This window comes from Adlercreutzia rubneri (assembly GCF_009755265.1).
In the GTDB taxonomy this organism is placed as follows: domain Bacteria; phylum Actinomycetota; class Coriobacteriia; order Coriobacteriales; family Eggerthellaceae; genus Adlercreutzia; species Adlercreutzia rubneri.
Genome location: NZ_WPOO01000010.1, coordinates 80,966 through 97,889 on the forward strand (window position 1 = coordinate 80,966; position 16,924 = coordinate 97,889).

Genomic DNA, 16,924 nt, shown 5'->3' on the forward strand with positions numbered 1-16,924 from the left:
CGCTCATCCCGGGCGCCGACCGCCCGCTCGGGCGGCTTTTGCCGTTTGCCCTACTGGAAAAGAGACCACTGTGCTCATCGATTCGCTCGCCTTCACGCTGGAGAAATCCGGCTGTCTGGATACGTTCTGGGGAAAGCTCGATGCCGGCGAGGACGCCACCTTGGGCGTGGCCGCCTCGGCGCGGCCCTTCCTCGTGGCGGCCCGCTTCGCCCATGCGCCCCAGCCCACGCTCGTCGTCGTGGCCGGCGAGGACGCCGCCGTCGCCTTCGCCCGCAACGTGGCCGCCTATGTGGGGGAGGAGCGCGTGCTGCGCTTCCCGGAGCGCGCGGATTACCCCTTCGACCCCAAGCCGGCCGATCGCCGCGTCATCGCCCAGCGCATGGAGGCCGCCTGGGCGCTTAAGAGCGGCCGCGAAGTCGTGGTGGTGGCGAGCGCCCGGGCGCTGCTGTGCCTGTTGCCGCCGGTAGAGGCGAACGCTGCGCGGCCGATCGCGCTTACGGCCGGCGAGGAGCTTGAGGATATGGGCGTCGAGGGCGTCGAGGAGCTGGGCGACCTGCCCCGCGCCCTGGAGGCCGCCGGCTACGCCAACACCGGCGAGCTGGACGGTCCGGGCACCTTCGCCGTGCGCGGCGGCACCGTGGATGTGTTCCCCGGCAACCTGTCCTTTCCGGTGCGGCTCGACTTCTTCGGCGACGAGCTGGACGAGATCCGCCGCATTGTGCCCGCCACGGGGCAGACCATCTCTTCGCTACCCTCCGTGGAGGTTTACCCCGTCTCCGAGTTCCCCACCTCCCCCCGGGCGCTGGCCGACGCGCGGCGCGCCCTGGAGAAGCCGGCGCTCACTAACCCGGCTCTGCGCGATGTGTTGGAGAAACTCGAAGGGGGGCTGCGCTTCGACGGCGCCGATGTGGTGCTGCCGTTTCTGTACAAGAAGCCGGTGACGCTGGGCGCCTACGCCGGAGCGGGCACGTGCGCGGCCCTCATCGAGCCGCGTTCGCTCTTCGACGATGCGGCCCATGCGGCAGACGACATCGCCGAGCGCGCCCGGGGTACCAACATTGCGCTCGCGGGCCTGTTCGCCGAGCCGGCGGCGTTGGACTTCGGGGGCGAGGTGCGGGCCACTTATGTCTCCATCATGCGGGTCGGCGGCGCGCTGGACGACGAGCTGCCGGTGAAGCGCGTCGATGTGGCCGGGATGCCCGACAAAATATTCGGCAAGCTGAAGAGCCTCGCCGCCGACCGTTACACCATCGTCTTCTCGGCCCCGAACTTGCGCGCCCGCGAGACCATGCGCCACGCCTTCGTCGACCACGGTATTCCCATCCAGATTGTGCAGCCAGAGCATTTGGACGATGGCGAGTCGCAACCCGAAAGCACAGAGGCCGACACCCCGGCTCAGGCCAAACGCCGCCTGCGGCGCGGGGTCGTCAACATCGTGGACAACGACATCCCGCTCGGCATGATCATCCCGAAGGCGCATCTCGCGCTGGTGTCGGCCGCCGACACCCAGGGCTCGCGCGCCGCCAGCCGCCGCGTGCGCTCCCGCGTGGATGCCACCGAGGTCACCTTCCCGTTCAAGCCCGGCGACTACGTGGTGCACGCGGCCCACGGCATCGCTTTTTTCCGCGATCTGGTGCGCCGCGAGGTGGACGGCACCGAGCGCGACTACCTGCAGCTGGAATACGCCGAGGGCGACAAGCTGTTCGTCCCCGTGGAGCAGCTCGACCGCGTGACCCGTTACGTGGGGCCGGAAGGCGGCAGCCCCCGTCTTACCCGCCTGAACACGAGCGACTGGGCGCGGGCCATGAACCGCGCCCGCAAGGCCACCAAGAAGCTCGCCTTCGACCTCGTGGACGTCTACGCCCGCCGCGCCGCCACCCAGGGCTTCCGCTTCTCGCCGGACACCCCCTGGCAGCGCGAGATGGAGGAGGCCTTCCCCTACACCGAGACCCGCGACCAGCTCGCCGCCATCGCCGATGTGAAGCACGACATGGAATCGCCGCGACCGATGGACCGTCTCATCTGCGGAGACGTCGGCTTCGGCAAGACCGAGGTGGCCCTGCGCGCCGCCTTCAAGGCCACCCAGGACAGCAAGCAGGTGATGGTGCTCTGTCCGACCACCATTCTGGCCCAGCAGCACTACACCTCCTTCAAGGACCGCTTCGACCCCTTCGACGTCACCGTGGAAGTGCTCTCGCGCTTCCGCACGCCCGAGCAGCAGAAAGCAGCGCTGGAGGGCTTCGCCAAAGGCGACGTGCAGGTGCTCGTGGGCACGCACCGGCTGCTCTCGCGCGACGTGAACCCGCACGATCTGGGGCTGGTCATCATCGACGAGGAGCAGCGCTTCGGCGTGCAGCACAAAGAGCAGCTGAAGAACTTGCGCGAGTCCATCGACGTGCTGACGTTGTCGGCCACCCCCATCCCGCGCACCATGCAGATGTCGCTGTCGGGGGTGCGCGACATGTCGCTCATCCTAACGCCGCCCGACGAGCGGCGCCCCGTGGAGGTGCACGTGGGGGAGTGGGATCCCGACGTCGTATCGGCCGCCATCCGCTACGAGTTGGCGCGGGGCGGCCAGGTGTACTACGTGTCCAACCGCGTGCGCTCCATCGACGAGGCGGTCGATCGCGTGCATGCCGCCGCCGGGGAGGCGCGGGTCGGCGTGGCCCACGGGCAGATGACCAAGGAGGAGCTGGAGCAGGTGATGGAGGAGTTCGCCGCCGGCGAGCTGGACGTGCTCGTGGCCACCACCATCATCGAGAGCGGCATCGACAACCCCCACACCAACACGCTCATCATCGAGGACGCCCAGCGTCTGGGCCTCGCCCAGATGTACCAGCTGAAGGGCCGCGTAGGCCGCTCGTCCACCCAGGCCTACGCCTACTTCATGTTCCCCGAGAACGTGCCTTTGACCGAAGAGGCCGCCGCGCGCCTCACCGCCATCAACGAGCATCAGGATTTGGGCAGCGGCATGCGCATCGCCATGCGCGATCTGGAGATTCGCGGGGCCGGCTCGATGCTCGGCGCCGAGCAGTCCGGCAATATGTCAGCCGTGGGCTTCGATCTGTTTGCCCAGATGCTCAACCAGGCCGTGAACGAGACGCGCGAGGGCGTGGGCGCCTCAGGCGAGCTGCCGCCGGCGCTTTCCGACATCACCGTGAACATCCCCGGTCACGCCTACCTGCCCGAGGAGTACATTCCCGACGCCGACGCCCGGGTGCTGTGGTACCGCAAGCTGGCTTCGGCTTCCACGGTGGAGGAAGTGGCCGCCCTCCGCGAGGATATGCTCGCCAAGGCCCCCGAGATGCCCGAGGCGGCGGCCAACCTCTTCGAGCGCGCATGGCTGAAGGCCTTCGCCAACGAGCACGGGGTCAAGCTCATCTCCGTGGCGGCGGGCAAGCTCATCGTGGAGCCCATCGACATCCCCGCTGCTGCCATGAAGCCCCTGCGCCGCGCGGCCGGCCGCTACCAGACGGACAAGCGCAAACTGACGCTGCCGCTGCGCTACTTCTCGGAGGAGGAACGCGACAACCTGCTTCCGGCTATCGTGCACTTCCTGGAGAAACTCTTCGGCGAGACCGACGCCGAAGAGGGGGCTCCTTTCGCGGAGATGGAGGGCGGCGCTTCCGGCTTTGCCTCCGATCCTGCCTCTTCTGTCCCCCGGGGTATCGCAACAGATCCCGCTGCGGGCGTTTCCAAAAATGCTCGGACAGGCTCTGCTAAGGCTGTTTCGCAAAATGCCCCGACCGATTCCCGCAGGGGCGGATCTCGGTCCGCCCTGGGCCAGGACACGGCCAAGGGCTCAGCGTCAGCCACTCCCGCTCCCACTCGCCCCACGGGGCGCAGCGAACGGCGCGCCAACAACCTCGCCAAGGGCGATGCCGCCCGCGAGCGTTTGGCCGCCAAGCGCGCCGCCCGTGCCGCCAAGCGCGAAGAAAGACGATAGCCGCGCCGCCAAGTGCCAAGGGCGGCAGTAGGGAGGTCGCTTTGCCCGTAGCGGTCGAAGGTGCGTCCTCTCTGGCTCCTTGTGCATGGGATGGTGTATGCTGCCTCTGCGGCAACGGATTTCGATGGATTGCACGGAGGTGAGACGGCGGTGAACGCTTCTAAGGTCTTCTGGCGAGGGGTGGTATGTGCCCTGGCGGGTGCGACGCTGTGGGGATTCTCAGGAGCCTGTATCCAGTTTCTCGCGGAGAGTTACGAGGTAAGCTCCGCCTTCATCTCCGCCGTACGTGCCGGCGTGGCGGCCCTGCTGTTCGCCGTCTTCGTATTCGTTACGCGTCGCGAGGCTCTGCTCTCGCTGCTGGGGAGCCCCGCCGCCCGTCCGACGCTCGTTCTGTTCGGCGTGGGGCTGTACCTCTCGCAGATCACCTACGCGGTGTCGGTCGCCCTCACTAACGCCGGCACGGCCACGGTGCTCCAGGCCACCTGCACGGTGTTCGTCATGCTTATCACCTGCGCCCGAGCGCGCCGTCTGCCGCGCGTCGCCGACTTTGTCGGGCTGATGTGCGCGATGGCCGCCGCGACGCTCATCGCCACCCAGGGAGACTGGGGCGTCATCGTGCTGCCGGTGGCGGGCTTGGCTTGGGGCATTGCCAACGCCTTGTCCGAGACGCTCTACATCATGGCGCCCCAACGGCTCTACGGCCGATGGGATCGCCCCACCGTCATCGCCTGCGGGATGGTCATTAGCGGTATTGTCGCCATTCTCGTGTGGCTCATCGGAGAGGCGATCGTTTCGCTGCTCGCCGCCCCTTCTGTCGCCCTCGGCGCTGCGGGCTCGATTCTCGCCGACCTTTTCGGCACCGCCGGCAGTCTCGTTCCCGACATGGACGCTACAGGCTGGCTCGCTCTTGTCGGTGGCGTGGGCGTTCTGGGTACCTTTGCTGCTTTCGGGCTGTTCCTCTACGGCGTGTCGCTCGTGGGCTCGGTGAAGGGGAGCCTTCTGGGCGTGGCTGAGCCGGCCGGTGCCATGGTCATCGCTGCCTTGTGGCTGCACACTCCGTTCTCTGCCTGGGATTGGATCGGCCTTGTCCTCATGGCCGCCATGATCGCCCTCGTCTCCCTCTCCGGGCAGAATTCCGAAGGCAAAAGGAAGCGCTCAGGCGCCCGCTAAAAGTACCGCCATGGTGCCCCTTGTTTTTTAGATGGATCGAAGTAGGGCGGGGATCGTAGCAGCGTCAAACCGCAGTTATGTCGCGGCAGTGTCTCGTTTTCGCTGTGGATAACTCTATGAGCAGGCACTTTGTAAATGGGCACACATGAAATGACCATAACTGGAAGGCTTGCAACATAACTGATGAGTGGCAGTTTTGCGTTGAACCGAAGCAGTGGAGTCATAATGGGCAGAACGAGAAAGTGCGATACAAGGAGTATCTCATGGAAAAATTGCCGCCGGTTGAGAAAGTGTACGAGGCGTGGACGGCCCTGGCCGACGATCGCTACGATTTGAGTCCGGAAGCGCTTATCGTGCGGTCGTCGGACGGGTCGAAGGAGTACCGGGTGACCTGGGACGACGAGGAACGCTACCGCTCCAACGACAACGCGACGTTCTGGCAGGGCTACGCGGGATACCCTGTCATCATGGCGCTCATGCTGCAAGGACGCGTGCCCTTCAACGGGGAGGTGGCCGCTTGGTTCAAGGGCATTCCGTGGAAGGCGCTCAACGATGCCCACAAGCGCGACTACGCTGCCGCGCTGGCCGAGGCCTTCGAGCGCGCGGGCCTCGACATGCCCCGGCAGTTGCAAGCCGAGGAAGCCGCCGCTGAGGTAATGGAGGCCCTGCGGGAGTTGCCCGTTTCCGTGGGGAGGCCGACGAGGAGGTAGTGGTCAGGGCGACGGCCTCGATGTGCGCTCTCAGGTAAAGAGGAGCCACGGCGATTGTGGCTTACGGTGCGAGCGATGCCGAGCTACGCTACTTGGCCCGGGCACGCTTCATGCGGGCGCGGGCGAGGGCCGCGGCGCCGCCCGAGACGACGGCCAGAGCTCCCACGGCGAGCAGCGCATCGGTGGCCGCGTCTCCAGTCTGTGGAACGCCGCGGTAGGCGGTCGAGCTGCTGCGGTAAGTATGCGTGCCAGACGCCGCGCTGGATGTGCTGGGTTTGGCTGTCGCCTTAGAGGCGTCATCCTTGTCCGCGCCCTTCGTCCCGTTGCCGTCGGTCTGGTCGTCGGCTGCGGTGCTGCCATCTGTCTTGTCCCCGGCATTCGCGTTGGCGTCTCCGCTCGGCTGCCCGTCGTTTGTCGTTCCCGTCTGTCCGTCGCTCGGGTTGCCCTCGCCGCCCTCGTTGCCCGATGGCGTGCTCGGGGCTTTCAGCTCCTCCACGGTGGCGCCAGGGGCAGCGGCCGCTGCTGTTCGGGCTGCGCCGGCGTCACCATAGTAAACGGTCTTGCCTCCATCGTGAACGACGGCCTGGGCGTTGTGCTTGGCCGTTGAGACGGGCACGACGGAAAAGGGGGCCGTCGCGTGAGCGTCGGCGGGGACGAACTCGGCGTAGGAATCGGCCACATAGGGCGCTACGTCCTGGTTGTAACTGCCGCCCTTAAGCGCGAGTGACCCTGTGCCGCTTACGGTGGCCAAAGGCTCGGGCTTGCCGTCGGCTCCCTCGGCGGTCGCCACGTCGCCCTGTCCGGTTACCGTCAGGGCTCCATCCTGAAGGGACAGACTGCCGTCCGTGGCGAAGAAGAGGTTGAAGCCAGCCAGATCCAGGGTGAGCTCGCGGCCGTCGGAAACGGAGAGGGTCGGCTGGTCGCTCACGCTGCTGACGAGCTTAATGGTGCTGTGATCGGGGGCCGTTGCGAAGGCGCCCGCGAGTGTGGCGTAGCGCGTCGCTCCGGCCTGGGCCACCCAGGCGCTCCCGTTGTCGCGCACGGTGAAATCGCTCGGCGTGTTGTTGTAGGCGTAGGGGCCCTTCAAGGGAGCCGTGATGGCATTGAGCGGGGTGGCGCTCACGTTGTTCTCCACAAGGATGCCCTCGGGCACCGTGGAGGGCAGCGACGAGATGTCGGCGTTCTGCAGGTTGCCCACGATGCCCCCGGCGAAGCTCGAGCTGGTGATGGACGCGGCCGTATTGGCGTTCCCGCTTACGGTGCCCGCGTTGTAGAACGTGCCAACGATGCCGCCGGCGCAGCTGCCGCCTTGCACGGAGGCGCTGTTGGCGCAGCCGGTCACCGTGATGGGCGCGCTGGTGGCGTAGGCTGGGGCGGCGCCGTCGTAGCGGGCCCATCCCACGATGCCCCCGATGCCGTAGGCACTGGCGTTACTCGTGGAAACCGCCCCGGAATTGGTGCAGCCGCTCACGGCGCCGTAGTTCTTCTGCTCGCCGACGATGCCGCCGACAGAGTAGCTCGTGCCGGCAATGGCGCCGCTGTTCTCGCAATTCGACACGAAGGTCGCGCTGAGGCCGGCGATGCCGCCGATGCAGTCGGTGCCGGAAATGCTCCCGCTGTTGCGGCATCCGGTGATGGCCATGCGGCCGGTGGGGGTGGTGTAGTAGGCGGCGCCCACGATACCGCCGGCGTTGCCCACGCCGCCCGCGGCGGTGACCGAGGCGCTGTTCTCGCAGTTCTCGATGGCGCCGGATAGCGTCATGCGCCCCGCGATGCCGCCCACGCCCGCCTTGCCGGAAACGGATCCGTAGACGTTTACGCCGGATACAGTGGAATCGTTCGCCAACATGCCGCAGAGGATGCCCGCCAGCTCGCTTTGAGGCACGGCGATCTTCGCGTCGGCCACGGTGAGGTTCTTCACGGTGGCCCCGTCCAGAATGCCGAAGAGTCCGATGGCGTAGTCGGCGCCCTGGGTCGAAGTGATCTTCAGGCCGCTCACGGTGTGGCCCGCGCCGTCGAAGGTGCCAGCGAAAGGTGTGCTGCCCTCGGCGATGCCGCTGCTCTTGCGCGTGCCGGCGCCGATGGGCGTCCACTCGGCGCCCTCGAGATCCACGTCGGCGCCGGGGGCCACGTATTTGCCGTCATAGTCGTCGCCTGCGTTCACGGCATCGCGGAAGGCCGCTATCTGACTTGCATTCTCGATGAGGTAGGGGTCGGCCTCGGTGCCCGCGCCCGAGGCGAAGACAGCGCTGTCCACGGCCCAGGCAGGGGACGCCCAGCAGAGAGCGGCGAGAAGGGCGAACGCGGCAACAACCCAGCGGAGGGACACCGACGAGTGCGGAAAGAAGCGGACGGTGAAGGCATGTACGGAACGGTACGGGGCCATGGCGATTTCCTCTCTTACGGCGTCGTGGGAACGTGTGGAACGGGGCATAGCCGGCGCGTCCTTCGCGGGCGCCCGTGCGAAGCCGAAGCCCCTCCCATAGCTCCTTCAGTCTAGGCCCGCTCCGGTGTCGCCTTAGGGCTGCTGTCCAACCGATACGGCCCCACCGCCGAACTGTCACGGAGCGTCACGGCTCCGTTGCGCTGCGGACACGAGCCCTGTACCGAACCGTCGCCGAGTCGGATGTGGTCAATGAATGATGGCTCAGCCCCCGTGCTATACTGGCGCTATTACCTGAATCGACCCCGAGGACTGAAGGAAACCCATGACCACGACCAAGCCCGTGCGCGTCCGCTTCGCGCCTTCTCCCACCGGCAAGCTGCACATCGGCGGCGCTCGCACCGCCATCTACAACTGGGCCTTCGCCCGGGCTACCGGAGGCACCTTCGTGCTGCGCATCGAGGACACCGACCCGGAGCGTTCCACCGAGGAGAACACCCAGATCATTCTGCGCGCGCTGAAGTGGATGGGCCTCGATTGGGACGAGGGCCCGGAGGTGGGCGGACCTTGCGGCCCCTATTTCCAGACCCAGCGCACCGACACGTACGAGGCAGCGCTGCAGAAGCTCATCGACGCCGGCGCCGCTTATCCTTGCTTCTGCACCAAGGAGGAGCTGGACGCCAAGCGCGAGGCCGCCGAGAAAACCGAGGGAGGTTACGCGGGCTACGACCGCACCTGTCGCGCCATTCCGGCCGACGAGGCCTCCGCGCGCATCGCTGCCGGCGAGCCCCATGTCTGGCGCTTGAAAGTGCCCGACGACCACGGTCCGGTCACGTTCAAGGATGCCGTCTACGGCGACATGAGCTTCCCCATCGATGTGATGGACGACATGATCCTGCGCCGCACCGACGGCACGTTCACCTACAACTTCGCTGTGGTCTGCGACGATGTGAACATGGCCATCACCCACGTCATCCGCGGCGACGACCATCTCTCCAACACCCCGCGCCAGGTGCTCATCTACGAGGCGCTCGGCGCCGAGGTGCCGCTGTTCGCGCATCTGTCCATGATCTTGGGCCCCGACGGCAAGAAGCTCTCGAAGCGCCACGGTGCCACCAATGTCGAAGAGTACCGCGACCGGGGGTATCTGCCCGACGCTCTCGTGAACTTCCTGGCGCTGCTCGGCTGGTCGCTCGACGGCGAGACCACCATCATCCCGCCGGCGGAGCTCTGCCGCACCTTCTCGCTCGATCGCATCACGAAGAAGCACTCCATCTTCGACGAGAAGAAGCTCGACTGGATGAACGGCGTCTATATCCGCGACATGGGCGCTGCCGCCTGGGTCGATGCCGCCAAGCCCTGGCTCGCCCAGACCAACCTGGATGGGTCGAACGTGCCGGACGGCATCACCGTCGTGCCGACGCCCGCCAAGGAGGAGGCGGAAGCGGCCGCCCGCGAGTTGCATCTGCCCGGCGAGGGCGTGGACGCCGACACCTGGGAGGCGTGCCTGGTCGACGTGGACGACGATCGCGAGTTCTACGAGGCCATGTACCCGCTTGTTGCCGAGCGCCTGGCGCACCTGGACGAGATTCCCGCCAAGCTGGCGTTTCTGTTCTGGGGCGACTCGGTGGTGCTCGACGAGAAGAGCGTCCAGAAGGTGCTTTTGAAGGAAGGGGCGCGGGCCGATGAGGCGCTCGCCATCTGTCGCGGCATTCTCGCCGACGACGACAACCCGTGGGACGCCGAGGCGCTCGAGGAGCTCTGCCGTGCCGCCGGCGAGGAGGCGGGGCTCAAGCCGAAGCTCTTGTTCCAGCCCTTGCGCGTGGCCGTGTGCGGCAACATGGTGTCGCCGCCTCTGTTCGAGGCCATGATGCTGATGGATCCCGCCGACATCGTCGCCCGCATCGACGGCGTCACCGAAACCGTGTTCAGCGAGCGCGCCAACTAGCGGGCGCGCAAACCAGAAAGGTCGAAGACCATGGACGAGAATAGCAACACCCCGAGCGCTTCCGGCGCGCCGGAACCCCAACAGCCGGCGTCCCAGCCCGAGGCCGCGCCGGCGCAGCCGATGCAGCCGGCAGCTGCCGCACCCGAGAACCCCTTCGCCGCCTTCGGGGCGTCCGCGCCCCAGCCCGAGGCCGCGCCCGCGCCTGCAGCGGTGCCTCCCGAGGTCGCGCGGCCGGCGTCTGCGGCGACGGCGCCGACGCAGCCCTACTACGACGCCGCCGCGGCACAGCCCGCTCAGCAGCCCTACGCCCCTTATGCCCAGGCCGCGGCCCAGCAGCCGACCTACGCGCCCTACGATGCCGCAGGCTATGGCACCTACGGCGCGGGCAATCAGCCCCCGGTGCCCCCGGCCCCCGCGCAGAACATCTATCCGGGCTACGAGCCGCCCAATCCCAATCAGAAGCGCCGCTGGCCGTGGTTTCTGTTGGGACTGGCCGTGGGCCTCGTCATCGGCATGGGCGGCTGTGCCAGCTGCGTGGGTATCATGGCCCTGGCCGACTACGACAGCAGCTACGACAGCTACAACAGCTACGATGACGGTTATGACTACAATTACGATTACGACTTCGGCGACACCGACATGTGGGCTCCCGAGGACAGCTACGGTACCGACGAGGACGCCTCGCCCTACGGCAGCTTCACCCTCGACGAGATCGCCTCGGTGTTCGAGGCCGACGGCGTCGCGGCGGGCGAGCCGGGCGAGGGCGATGTTTGTGCCAAGGGCTTCTACACCGTAGGACCCCAGGGTCAGATTCCCGCCGGCCTGTATTATTTGGAAGGCTCCAACGAGAAGCTCTCCCACTACTACGTGTTCGACGGGGACGACGGCCGCTACAGCCTCGATGACTCCGTGCAGTACTTCGGCAACTACTTCGTTGACCTGGACGAAGGAGACCTCATCGTGTTCGATCCCGGCGACGAGGCGACCATGTACCCGGCTCCTTCCACCTCCACTAACCCGACGGCGCCCTATACCAACGGCTGCTACCGTGTGGGCATCGATATCCCCGCGGGCAGCTACACCATCACCGCGGCCACGGTGGGCGAGGGCGAGACCGACGAGGACTCGGCGGCCTTCGTCATGAAGAACCTCGACTTCGATGACGACTCCATTGTGGACACCAAGTACGTCATTCCCGGCGGCGAGCAGACGGTCACGGTCAGCAACGGCCAGTACCTCGAGCTCTTCGCCGCCACCGCCACCCCCGTGGCCCAGGGGTAAGGGCAACCACCTGCGTGGACGCCAGTGCATTAGATCCGTAGGGGGCGACCTTGGTCGCCCCTTCCAACCAGAGAGATTTTTCCTGATGATGAGGGGCGACCGAGGTCGCCCCCTACGAAGGTTGACCGGAAGGAAAGGATTCCTATGATTAGTTCTTATTAGGAACGCTGTAATATCAAGGCTTTCCGGGGCCTGCAATACCGGAAGAAAATAAAACAGAGCTATCACATTACGCAGAAAGCCGTCCGTTGAGGAAAACGGGCGGCTTTTTTGCGTGGATGGCCCGAAAAGGAGGCGAAAATTTTCAAAAAATAATAGCAAAATTTTCGGAGAAAACTTTGTGCAAAACGATGAAATTTAAGGAGGTTAGCAAATGGCAGAAGAAAAGCGCCCTCTGGAGTCAGAGCCGCAGGCGGCACCGGAGGCCAGTACGCCTGACGTCCCCGGTGCCCCTGCCCCGGACTTGTCGGGCGATATTTCCCAGCCGGTGCATGACGGCCCTGCCCAGCCGGACCCCGGCGACGTGGTGATTTCTTTTGAAAAGATCGACGAGTTATTGAAGGAGCGCCGCGATGCCGCCCGTGAAAAGGTGGAACAGGAATCGCCGCCTGAACCATCGGCTGAAGGCGGCAAAGAGGAAAAAACCAAGCCGGAACCCGAGCAGCCCAAGCCCCGCCGGGGCCGTCCCCCGAAGGAAAAGGCTGTGTCCGAGGACAAGGACACGAAGGCGGCGACGCCCCGCAGGGGCCGCCCACCCAAGGCTGACAAGGCGGCCCCTGACAAGGCCACGCCGCCCAAACCTCGAGACAAAGTGTCCCGAAGCGGCAGCGAAAAAGCTACCGCAGATAAGGGCGGAAGCATTTCCGCCGCTGCTCCCGCGCAGGAGCAGGCTCCGGCAGCGCCGACGCCCCCGCCACGCCCTGTGGAGGAGGGCAAGGTCATCTATCTGAAGCTCTCCGAGCTGCACCCGTTCCATACCTTCCGGGACCACCCGTTCAAGGTGGAGGACAACGCGGCCATGACCGATTTGGTCAGCACCATCAAGGAGCATGGCGTTATGACCCCCGCCACCGTCCGCCCGGAAAAGGACGGCAGCGGCTATGAGATCGTGGCGGGCCACCGCCGCCATCGCGGCAGTGAGCTGGCCGGTCTGGACGAGCTGCCCTGTATCGTGCGGGACATGACCGACATTGAGGCCGTCCGCGAGATGAAAAACAGCAACAAGCAGCGCGGCGATCCCCTGCCCAGCGAACTGGCAAAGCTGCTGGATCTGGAAGTGGAGGCCATCAAGCACCAGGGCGGGCGGCTGGACAATGTAGCCCCCGGCGACATCGGCAAACGCTCCGTTGAGATCGTGGGAGAAAATAACGGCATGAACTATAAAAAGGTCATGCGTTATATCCGGCTCAACTCCCTTGTCCCGGAGCTGCTGAACAAGGTGGATGATAAAAAGCTGGGCTTCATGCCCGCTGTGGAGATCTCCTACATCAAGCCGAAAAACCAGCGGCTTATCGCCGTCTCCATTGACGGCGAGCAGTCCTCGCCCTCCCACGCACAGGCGAAAAGGCTGCGGGAACTGGACCAGGCGGGCAAGCTCAACGGCGACATTATCGACGGAATCTTATCTGAAAAGAAAAAGGAGGATCGCGGCGTGATCATTTCTACTGCGGAACTGGAAAAGTATTTTGGCAAGGAGGTCACTCCCGCCAAGATGAAAGAGCAGATCATCTCTCTGCTGGATGACTGGAAGGCCAAGCAGCCGCCCGAGCTGGGCAAGCCTGAAAAGAAAGCGGATCTGGAGAAGTAAACCTCGAGACAGATTGTCCCGAGGTTTTTTCACGCCCTTTTGCCCGTGGCTCTGCTGGTATATATCCCCCGTCGCCGCCCATTCCCCGGCACGGGCGGGCCGGGCAGTCAAGGGTGCATCGCACCGCCGTTTGCGGCGGCCAGCCCTTGACGGCCTGTCCCGGCTGTGCTAACCCCGGCGGCGCGGCGGGGGCATATATCCTCCAGAGCCACCCCCTTTCCCAAGAATGGGAAAGGGCGGGGGGATAGGGCTGAACACAATTTATAAAATATGGAGGTTCTAAACATGAAACGACCCCTTGCGTATATTACCGCCGCATGGAGCGGCGACGATTGCGAAAACGCGGAACTGGCGGCGAAGTATTGCCGCACCGTCTACAAGGCGGGCTTTTCGCCCATCTGCCCGACCCTGTACCTGCCCCTGATCCTCAACGACGCCATTCCCGAGGAACACAAAGACGGCATCGACATGAGCCGTAACCTGCTGCGCCGTTCCCATGTGCTGGTGGTCTGCGGCCATACCGTCACCGAGGCCATGAAAAACGACATCGCCGTGGCCCAGCGGCTGGGTATCACCGCCACTACCCTTGAAGGCATCCTGACCGTCAAGGGGCAGGGCCGCAAATAAGATGGCGGAGCTTCGGCTGGGCAGCCTGTTTGACGGGATCGGCGTGTTCCCGCTGGCGGCTGTACGCTGCGGCGTCGAGCCGGTATGGGCCAGTGAGATCGAGAAAGCGCCGGTGTCCATCACCAGCCGCCACTTCCCCCACATGGCGCATTTGGGCGACGTGACAAAGCTGGACGGCGGGGCGATCCCGCCCGTCCACGTCATCACTTTCGGCTCACCGTGTCAAAATCTCTCACAGATCGGCAACCGCACGGGCCTTGCGGGGGAAAAATCCAGCCTGTTCTTTCATGCCATCCGCATCATTCGAGAAATGAGGGAGGCGACCAATGGACTGTTTCCAGTTATCGCTGTTTGGGAAAACGTCATGGGAGCGTTTTCTTCAAATGACCGGATGGATTTTAGAGCCGTCCTATCCGCGTTCACAGCCGCCGATGTTCCAATGCCTGCTTCTGGAAGATGGGCAGGAGCCGGCATGGTGCGAGGGGGAGCGCCCGATCTCGCATGGCGGCTCATGGACGCCCAGCATTGGGCAAAGCTCCGGCTGGCACGACGGCAGCGAATCTTTCTTGTGGCAGACTTTGGAGGACGGCGTTCCCACGAAATACTGTTTAAGCCCCGCCCAGTGCAGCCATTTTCTGCGCCTTGCGGAGATCGCGGGCTGTCCTCCTCCTGCGGAGATCGAGGCTCTTTTATTGAAGCAGGGCGGCGCGTACCAGTCACCCGACCCTTTCAATGCTTCCGTATGCGGGCGTCGGCAAAAGAGCGGTCAAGCGAAGCGTTCCGAAACAGCTTTGGACTGCCAACTGACCCTTTTCCCACTCTTTTAGCCAGTGATGTCAGCCCCTTTGCCTTTTGGTATGCGGACGATCCCGCCGGGGGCTGTATCCGTTTCCCCACGGAAACGGAGTGTGAGCGGCTCATGGGCCTGCCGGAAGGCTGGACAAAGTACGGCGTGAACGGTGAGGAAATTTTGTCCTCCCACCGTTACCGTGCGCTGGGGAACGCCATCGCGCTGCCCTGCGCCGAGTACATCATGGCGGGGATCGCGGAGGTTTTGGGAGGAGGTGCTGATCATCATTTTTGAAGCCTATGTGACAAACCTCGGAAAGTACAACGAGGGTGAGCTTTTGAGCGAGCCGCTGAAGTTTCCCGCCGCCACCGAGGAGGTGCAGGCGGTGCTGAAGCGCATCGGTGTGGAGGGCCTGCGGTATGAGGAATACTTCATGGCGGAATATGTTTCAGATATTCCCGGCCTTGCGCAAAGCCTTGGTGAATACGCGGACATCGACGAGCTGAACCATCTTGCCCACCTGCTCTCTGAGCTGAATGAAAGCGAGCTGGATATTTTCAGCGCCGCCGTCAGCGCGGGCGAGCACACGGCCAGCGTGGGCGACCTCATCAATCTTGTCCATAACATCGGCTGCTACGATTTCTACCGCGGCATCACCGACGATGAAACGCTGGGACATATCTATGTGGAGGATATGGAAATGCTGGACGTGCCGGAGCCCATTCTGCCCTACTTCGATTTTGAAGCCTATGGGCGGGATGCGCGGATCAATGAAAATGGCCGGTATATCAATGGCGGCTACATGATCCGTTCCGGCGACAGCTTCGAGGAGATCTACCACGGGAAAACGGATATACCCAAAGAGGACCGGGTGTTCGCCTTTCCGCCTGTTCCGATTCGGGAGCAGATGGCGTATTACCAGGAGGCCGCCCGGCGCTGTTTTCCACAGCTATTCAAGGAGCAGCAGAAAAGTGACCGGGAGGAAAGATAACGGCACTTCGGGACAAAGTGTCCCAAAGTGCCTGACGCGGAAGGAGGCGATATAGCTGATCAATGAAGATGTGTCCCAGCGGACGATAGCGATCACGATGCGGGCCACGAAGCTGACCGCCCGTGGCCTTGCCTATGTGCTTCGGCCCATCGGCAGGAAAATCGCCAAGGCATACCGGGCAAGACAGACACCCCACGGCAAGCAGAGCGTCAAAAAGCTCATGGCGCATGGTGCGGCCACCAACAGCGTGGAGATCGAAGCGCCGAAGCTGTTTGACCGCGCCGCCCGGAAATGGGGCATTGACTACGCCTTTTATAAAACAGGGCCGGACAAGTACCTGCTCTTTTTCAAGTCCTCACAGGCGGATGCCATGACCGCCTGTTTTTCCGAATATTCCCGGATGGTGCTGAACAAAGCAAAATCCAACCGCCTACCGATCCGTGAACAGCTCAAACAGGCCGCCGAGGCGCTGGCGCGTCAGCCGGTCCGGGAAAAGGAACGCAGCAAGGAGGTGGGCCATGGTGACAGATAAGCTGCGAAAATATCTGCTGCCCAACATTCCCTATGTGTTCATCGGCTGGGCGTTCCTCAAGCTGGGTACAGCTTATCGTCTGGCTGCGGGCAGCGATTTTGCCCATAAGCTGATCGGGCTGGGTCAGACCATTGGCCCGGTCTTTGCGGATCTCGCCCCCGGCATTGTTCCCTTTGACTGGCTGGTGGGCATCGTGGGTGCGCTGGCGTTCCGGCTGCTGATCCATTTCAAAAGCAAGAACGCCAAAAAGTACCGGCGTGACGCGGAGTACGGCAGCGCCCGTTGGGGAAACGAAAAGGACATCAAGCCCTTTGTCGATCCCAAGTTTGAAAACAATATGCTGTTGACCGCCACGGAACGGCTCACCATGAATACCCGCCCGAAAAATCCCGCCAACGCCCGCAACCTTAATTTCTGCGGGATCGGCTCGTCCGGCTCGGGCAAGACCCGGTTCTGGCTCACTCCCCAGCTTTTGCAGGCCCATTCCTCCTATGTGGTGGTCGATCCCAAGGGCAGCGTGTTAGGGCAGGTGGGAACTTTCCTCCAAAACCGGGGGTACAAGATCAAGGTATTCAACAGCATCGACTTCTCCAAATCCATGCACTATAACCCCCTCGTATATTGTTTTCGCCACTTCTCGCGCAGTGGCCGCGCTCTTTACCTTCCTTTTCAAATATGGGATAAAGGGCGAGTAGAGGGCGGAGGGCGCAGAACGACCTCCTGGGATTTGGCCTTGGAC

12 protein-coding genes are annotated in these 16,924 nt (G+C 64.2%); 11 read left to right on the plus strand and 1 reads right to left on the minus strand.

Features of this window, described 5'->3' with window-relative positions:
• The first annotated feature begins 70 nt into the window (after positions 1–70).
• The 3 genes from mfd (at position 71) to GO707_RS07140 (ending at position 5,826) form a co-directional block, all read left to right on the plus strand.
• Positions 71–3,946 carry a transcription-repair coupling factor gene (gene mfd, locus GO707_RS07130; RefSeq protein WP_223900325.1) on the plus strand — a complete coding sequence of 1,292 codons (3,876 nt, stop codon included), beginning with the start codon at positions 71–73 and terminating at the stop codon, positions 3,944–3,946.
• Between the two features lie 150 nt (positions 3,947–4,096).
• A complete protein-coding gene (locus GO707_RS07135; RefSeq protein ID WP_223900326.1) occupies positions 4,097–5,116 on the plus strand; it encodes an EamA family transporter in 1,020 nt (339 codons plus the stop codon).
• Between the two features lie 263 nt (positions 5,117–5,379).
• A complete protein-coding gene (locus GO707_RS07140; protein ID WP_114548420.1) occupies positions 5,380–5,826 on the plus strand; it encodes a hypothetical protein in 447 nt (148 codons plus the stop codon).
• An 88-nt stretch (positions 5,827–5,914) separates the two neighbouring features.
• Here the strand turns inward: GO707_RS07140 and GO707_RS07145 are convergent, their stop codons facing one another.
• Positions 5,915–8,212 carry a hypothetical protein gene (locus GO707_RS07145; RefSeq protein WP_114548421.1) on the minus strand — a complete coding sequence of 766 codons (2,298 nt, stop codon included), beginning with the start codon at positions 8,210–8,212 and terminating at the stop codon, positions 5,915–5,917.
• A 322-nt stretch (positions 8,213–8,534) separates the two neighbouring features.
• On the opposite strand from GO707_RS07145, the gene gltX reads away from it, so the two are divergent.
• From gltX to GO707_RS07185, 8 genes are all read left to right on the plus strand, one after another.
• Complete coding sequence (gltX, locus tag GO707_RS07150; RefSeq protein WP_157012646.1) at positions 8,535–10,157, plus strand: glutamate--tRNA ligase; 1,623 nt, start codon at positions 8,535–8,537, stop codon at positions 10,155–10,157.
• A gap of 30 nt (positions 10,158–10,187) precedes the next feature.
• Positions 10,188–11,438, plus strand: coding sequence for a hypothetical protein (locus GO707_RS07155; protein ID WP_114548423.1), 1,251 nt, complete (start codon positions 10,188–10,190; stop codon positions 11,436–11,438).
• Between the two features lie 373 nt (positions 11,439–11,811).
• Positions 11,812–13,245: a ParB/RepB/Spo0J family partition protein gene (locus GO707_RS07160; RefSeq protein ID WP_157012647.1), complete on the plus strand. Its 1,434-nt coding sequence runs from the start codon at positions 11,812–11,814 to the stop codon at positions 13,243–13,245.
• Positions 13,246–13,530: 285 nt separating this feature from the next.
• Positions 13,531–13,872: a DUF7768 domain-containing protein gene (locus GO707_RS07165; protein WP_157012648.1), complete on the plus strand. Its 342-nt coding sequence runs from the start codon at positions 13,531–13,533 to the stop codon at positions 13,870–13,872.
• A gap of 1 nt (position 13,873) precedes the next feature.
• Complete coding sequence (locus tag GO707_RS07170; RefSeq protein WP_157012649.1) at positions 13,874–14,956, plus strand: DNA cytosine methyltransferase; 1,083 nt, start codon at positions 13,874–13,876, stop codon at positions 14,954–14,956.
• A complete protein-coding gene (locus tag GO707_RS07175) occupies positions 14,937–15,653 on the plus strand; it encodes an antirestriction protein ArdA (protein ID WP_198161039.1) in 717 nt (238 codons plus the stop codon). The genes GO707_RS07170 and GO707_RS07175 overlap by 20 nt, the downstream gene beginning before the upstream one ends.
• 70 nt (positions 15,654–15,723) lie before the next feature.
• Complete coding sequence (locus tag GO707_RS07180) at positions 15,724–16,185, plus strand: PcfB family protein (RefSeq protein ID WP_223900327.1); 462 nt, start codon at positions 15,724–15,726, stop codon at positions 16,183–16,185.
• Positions 16,172–16,924: type IV secretory system conjugative DNA transfer family protein (locus GO707_RS07185; RefSeq protein ID WP_198161040.1), on the plus strand; the 753-nt coding region annotated here is incomplete at its 3' end. The genes GO707_RS07180 and GO707_RS07185, both read left to right, overlap by 14 nt.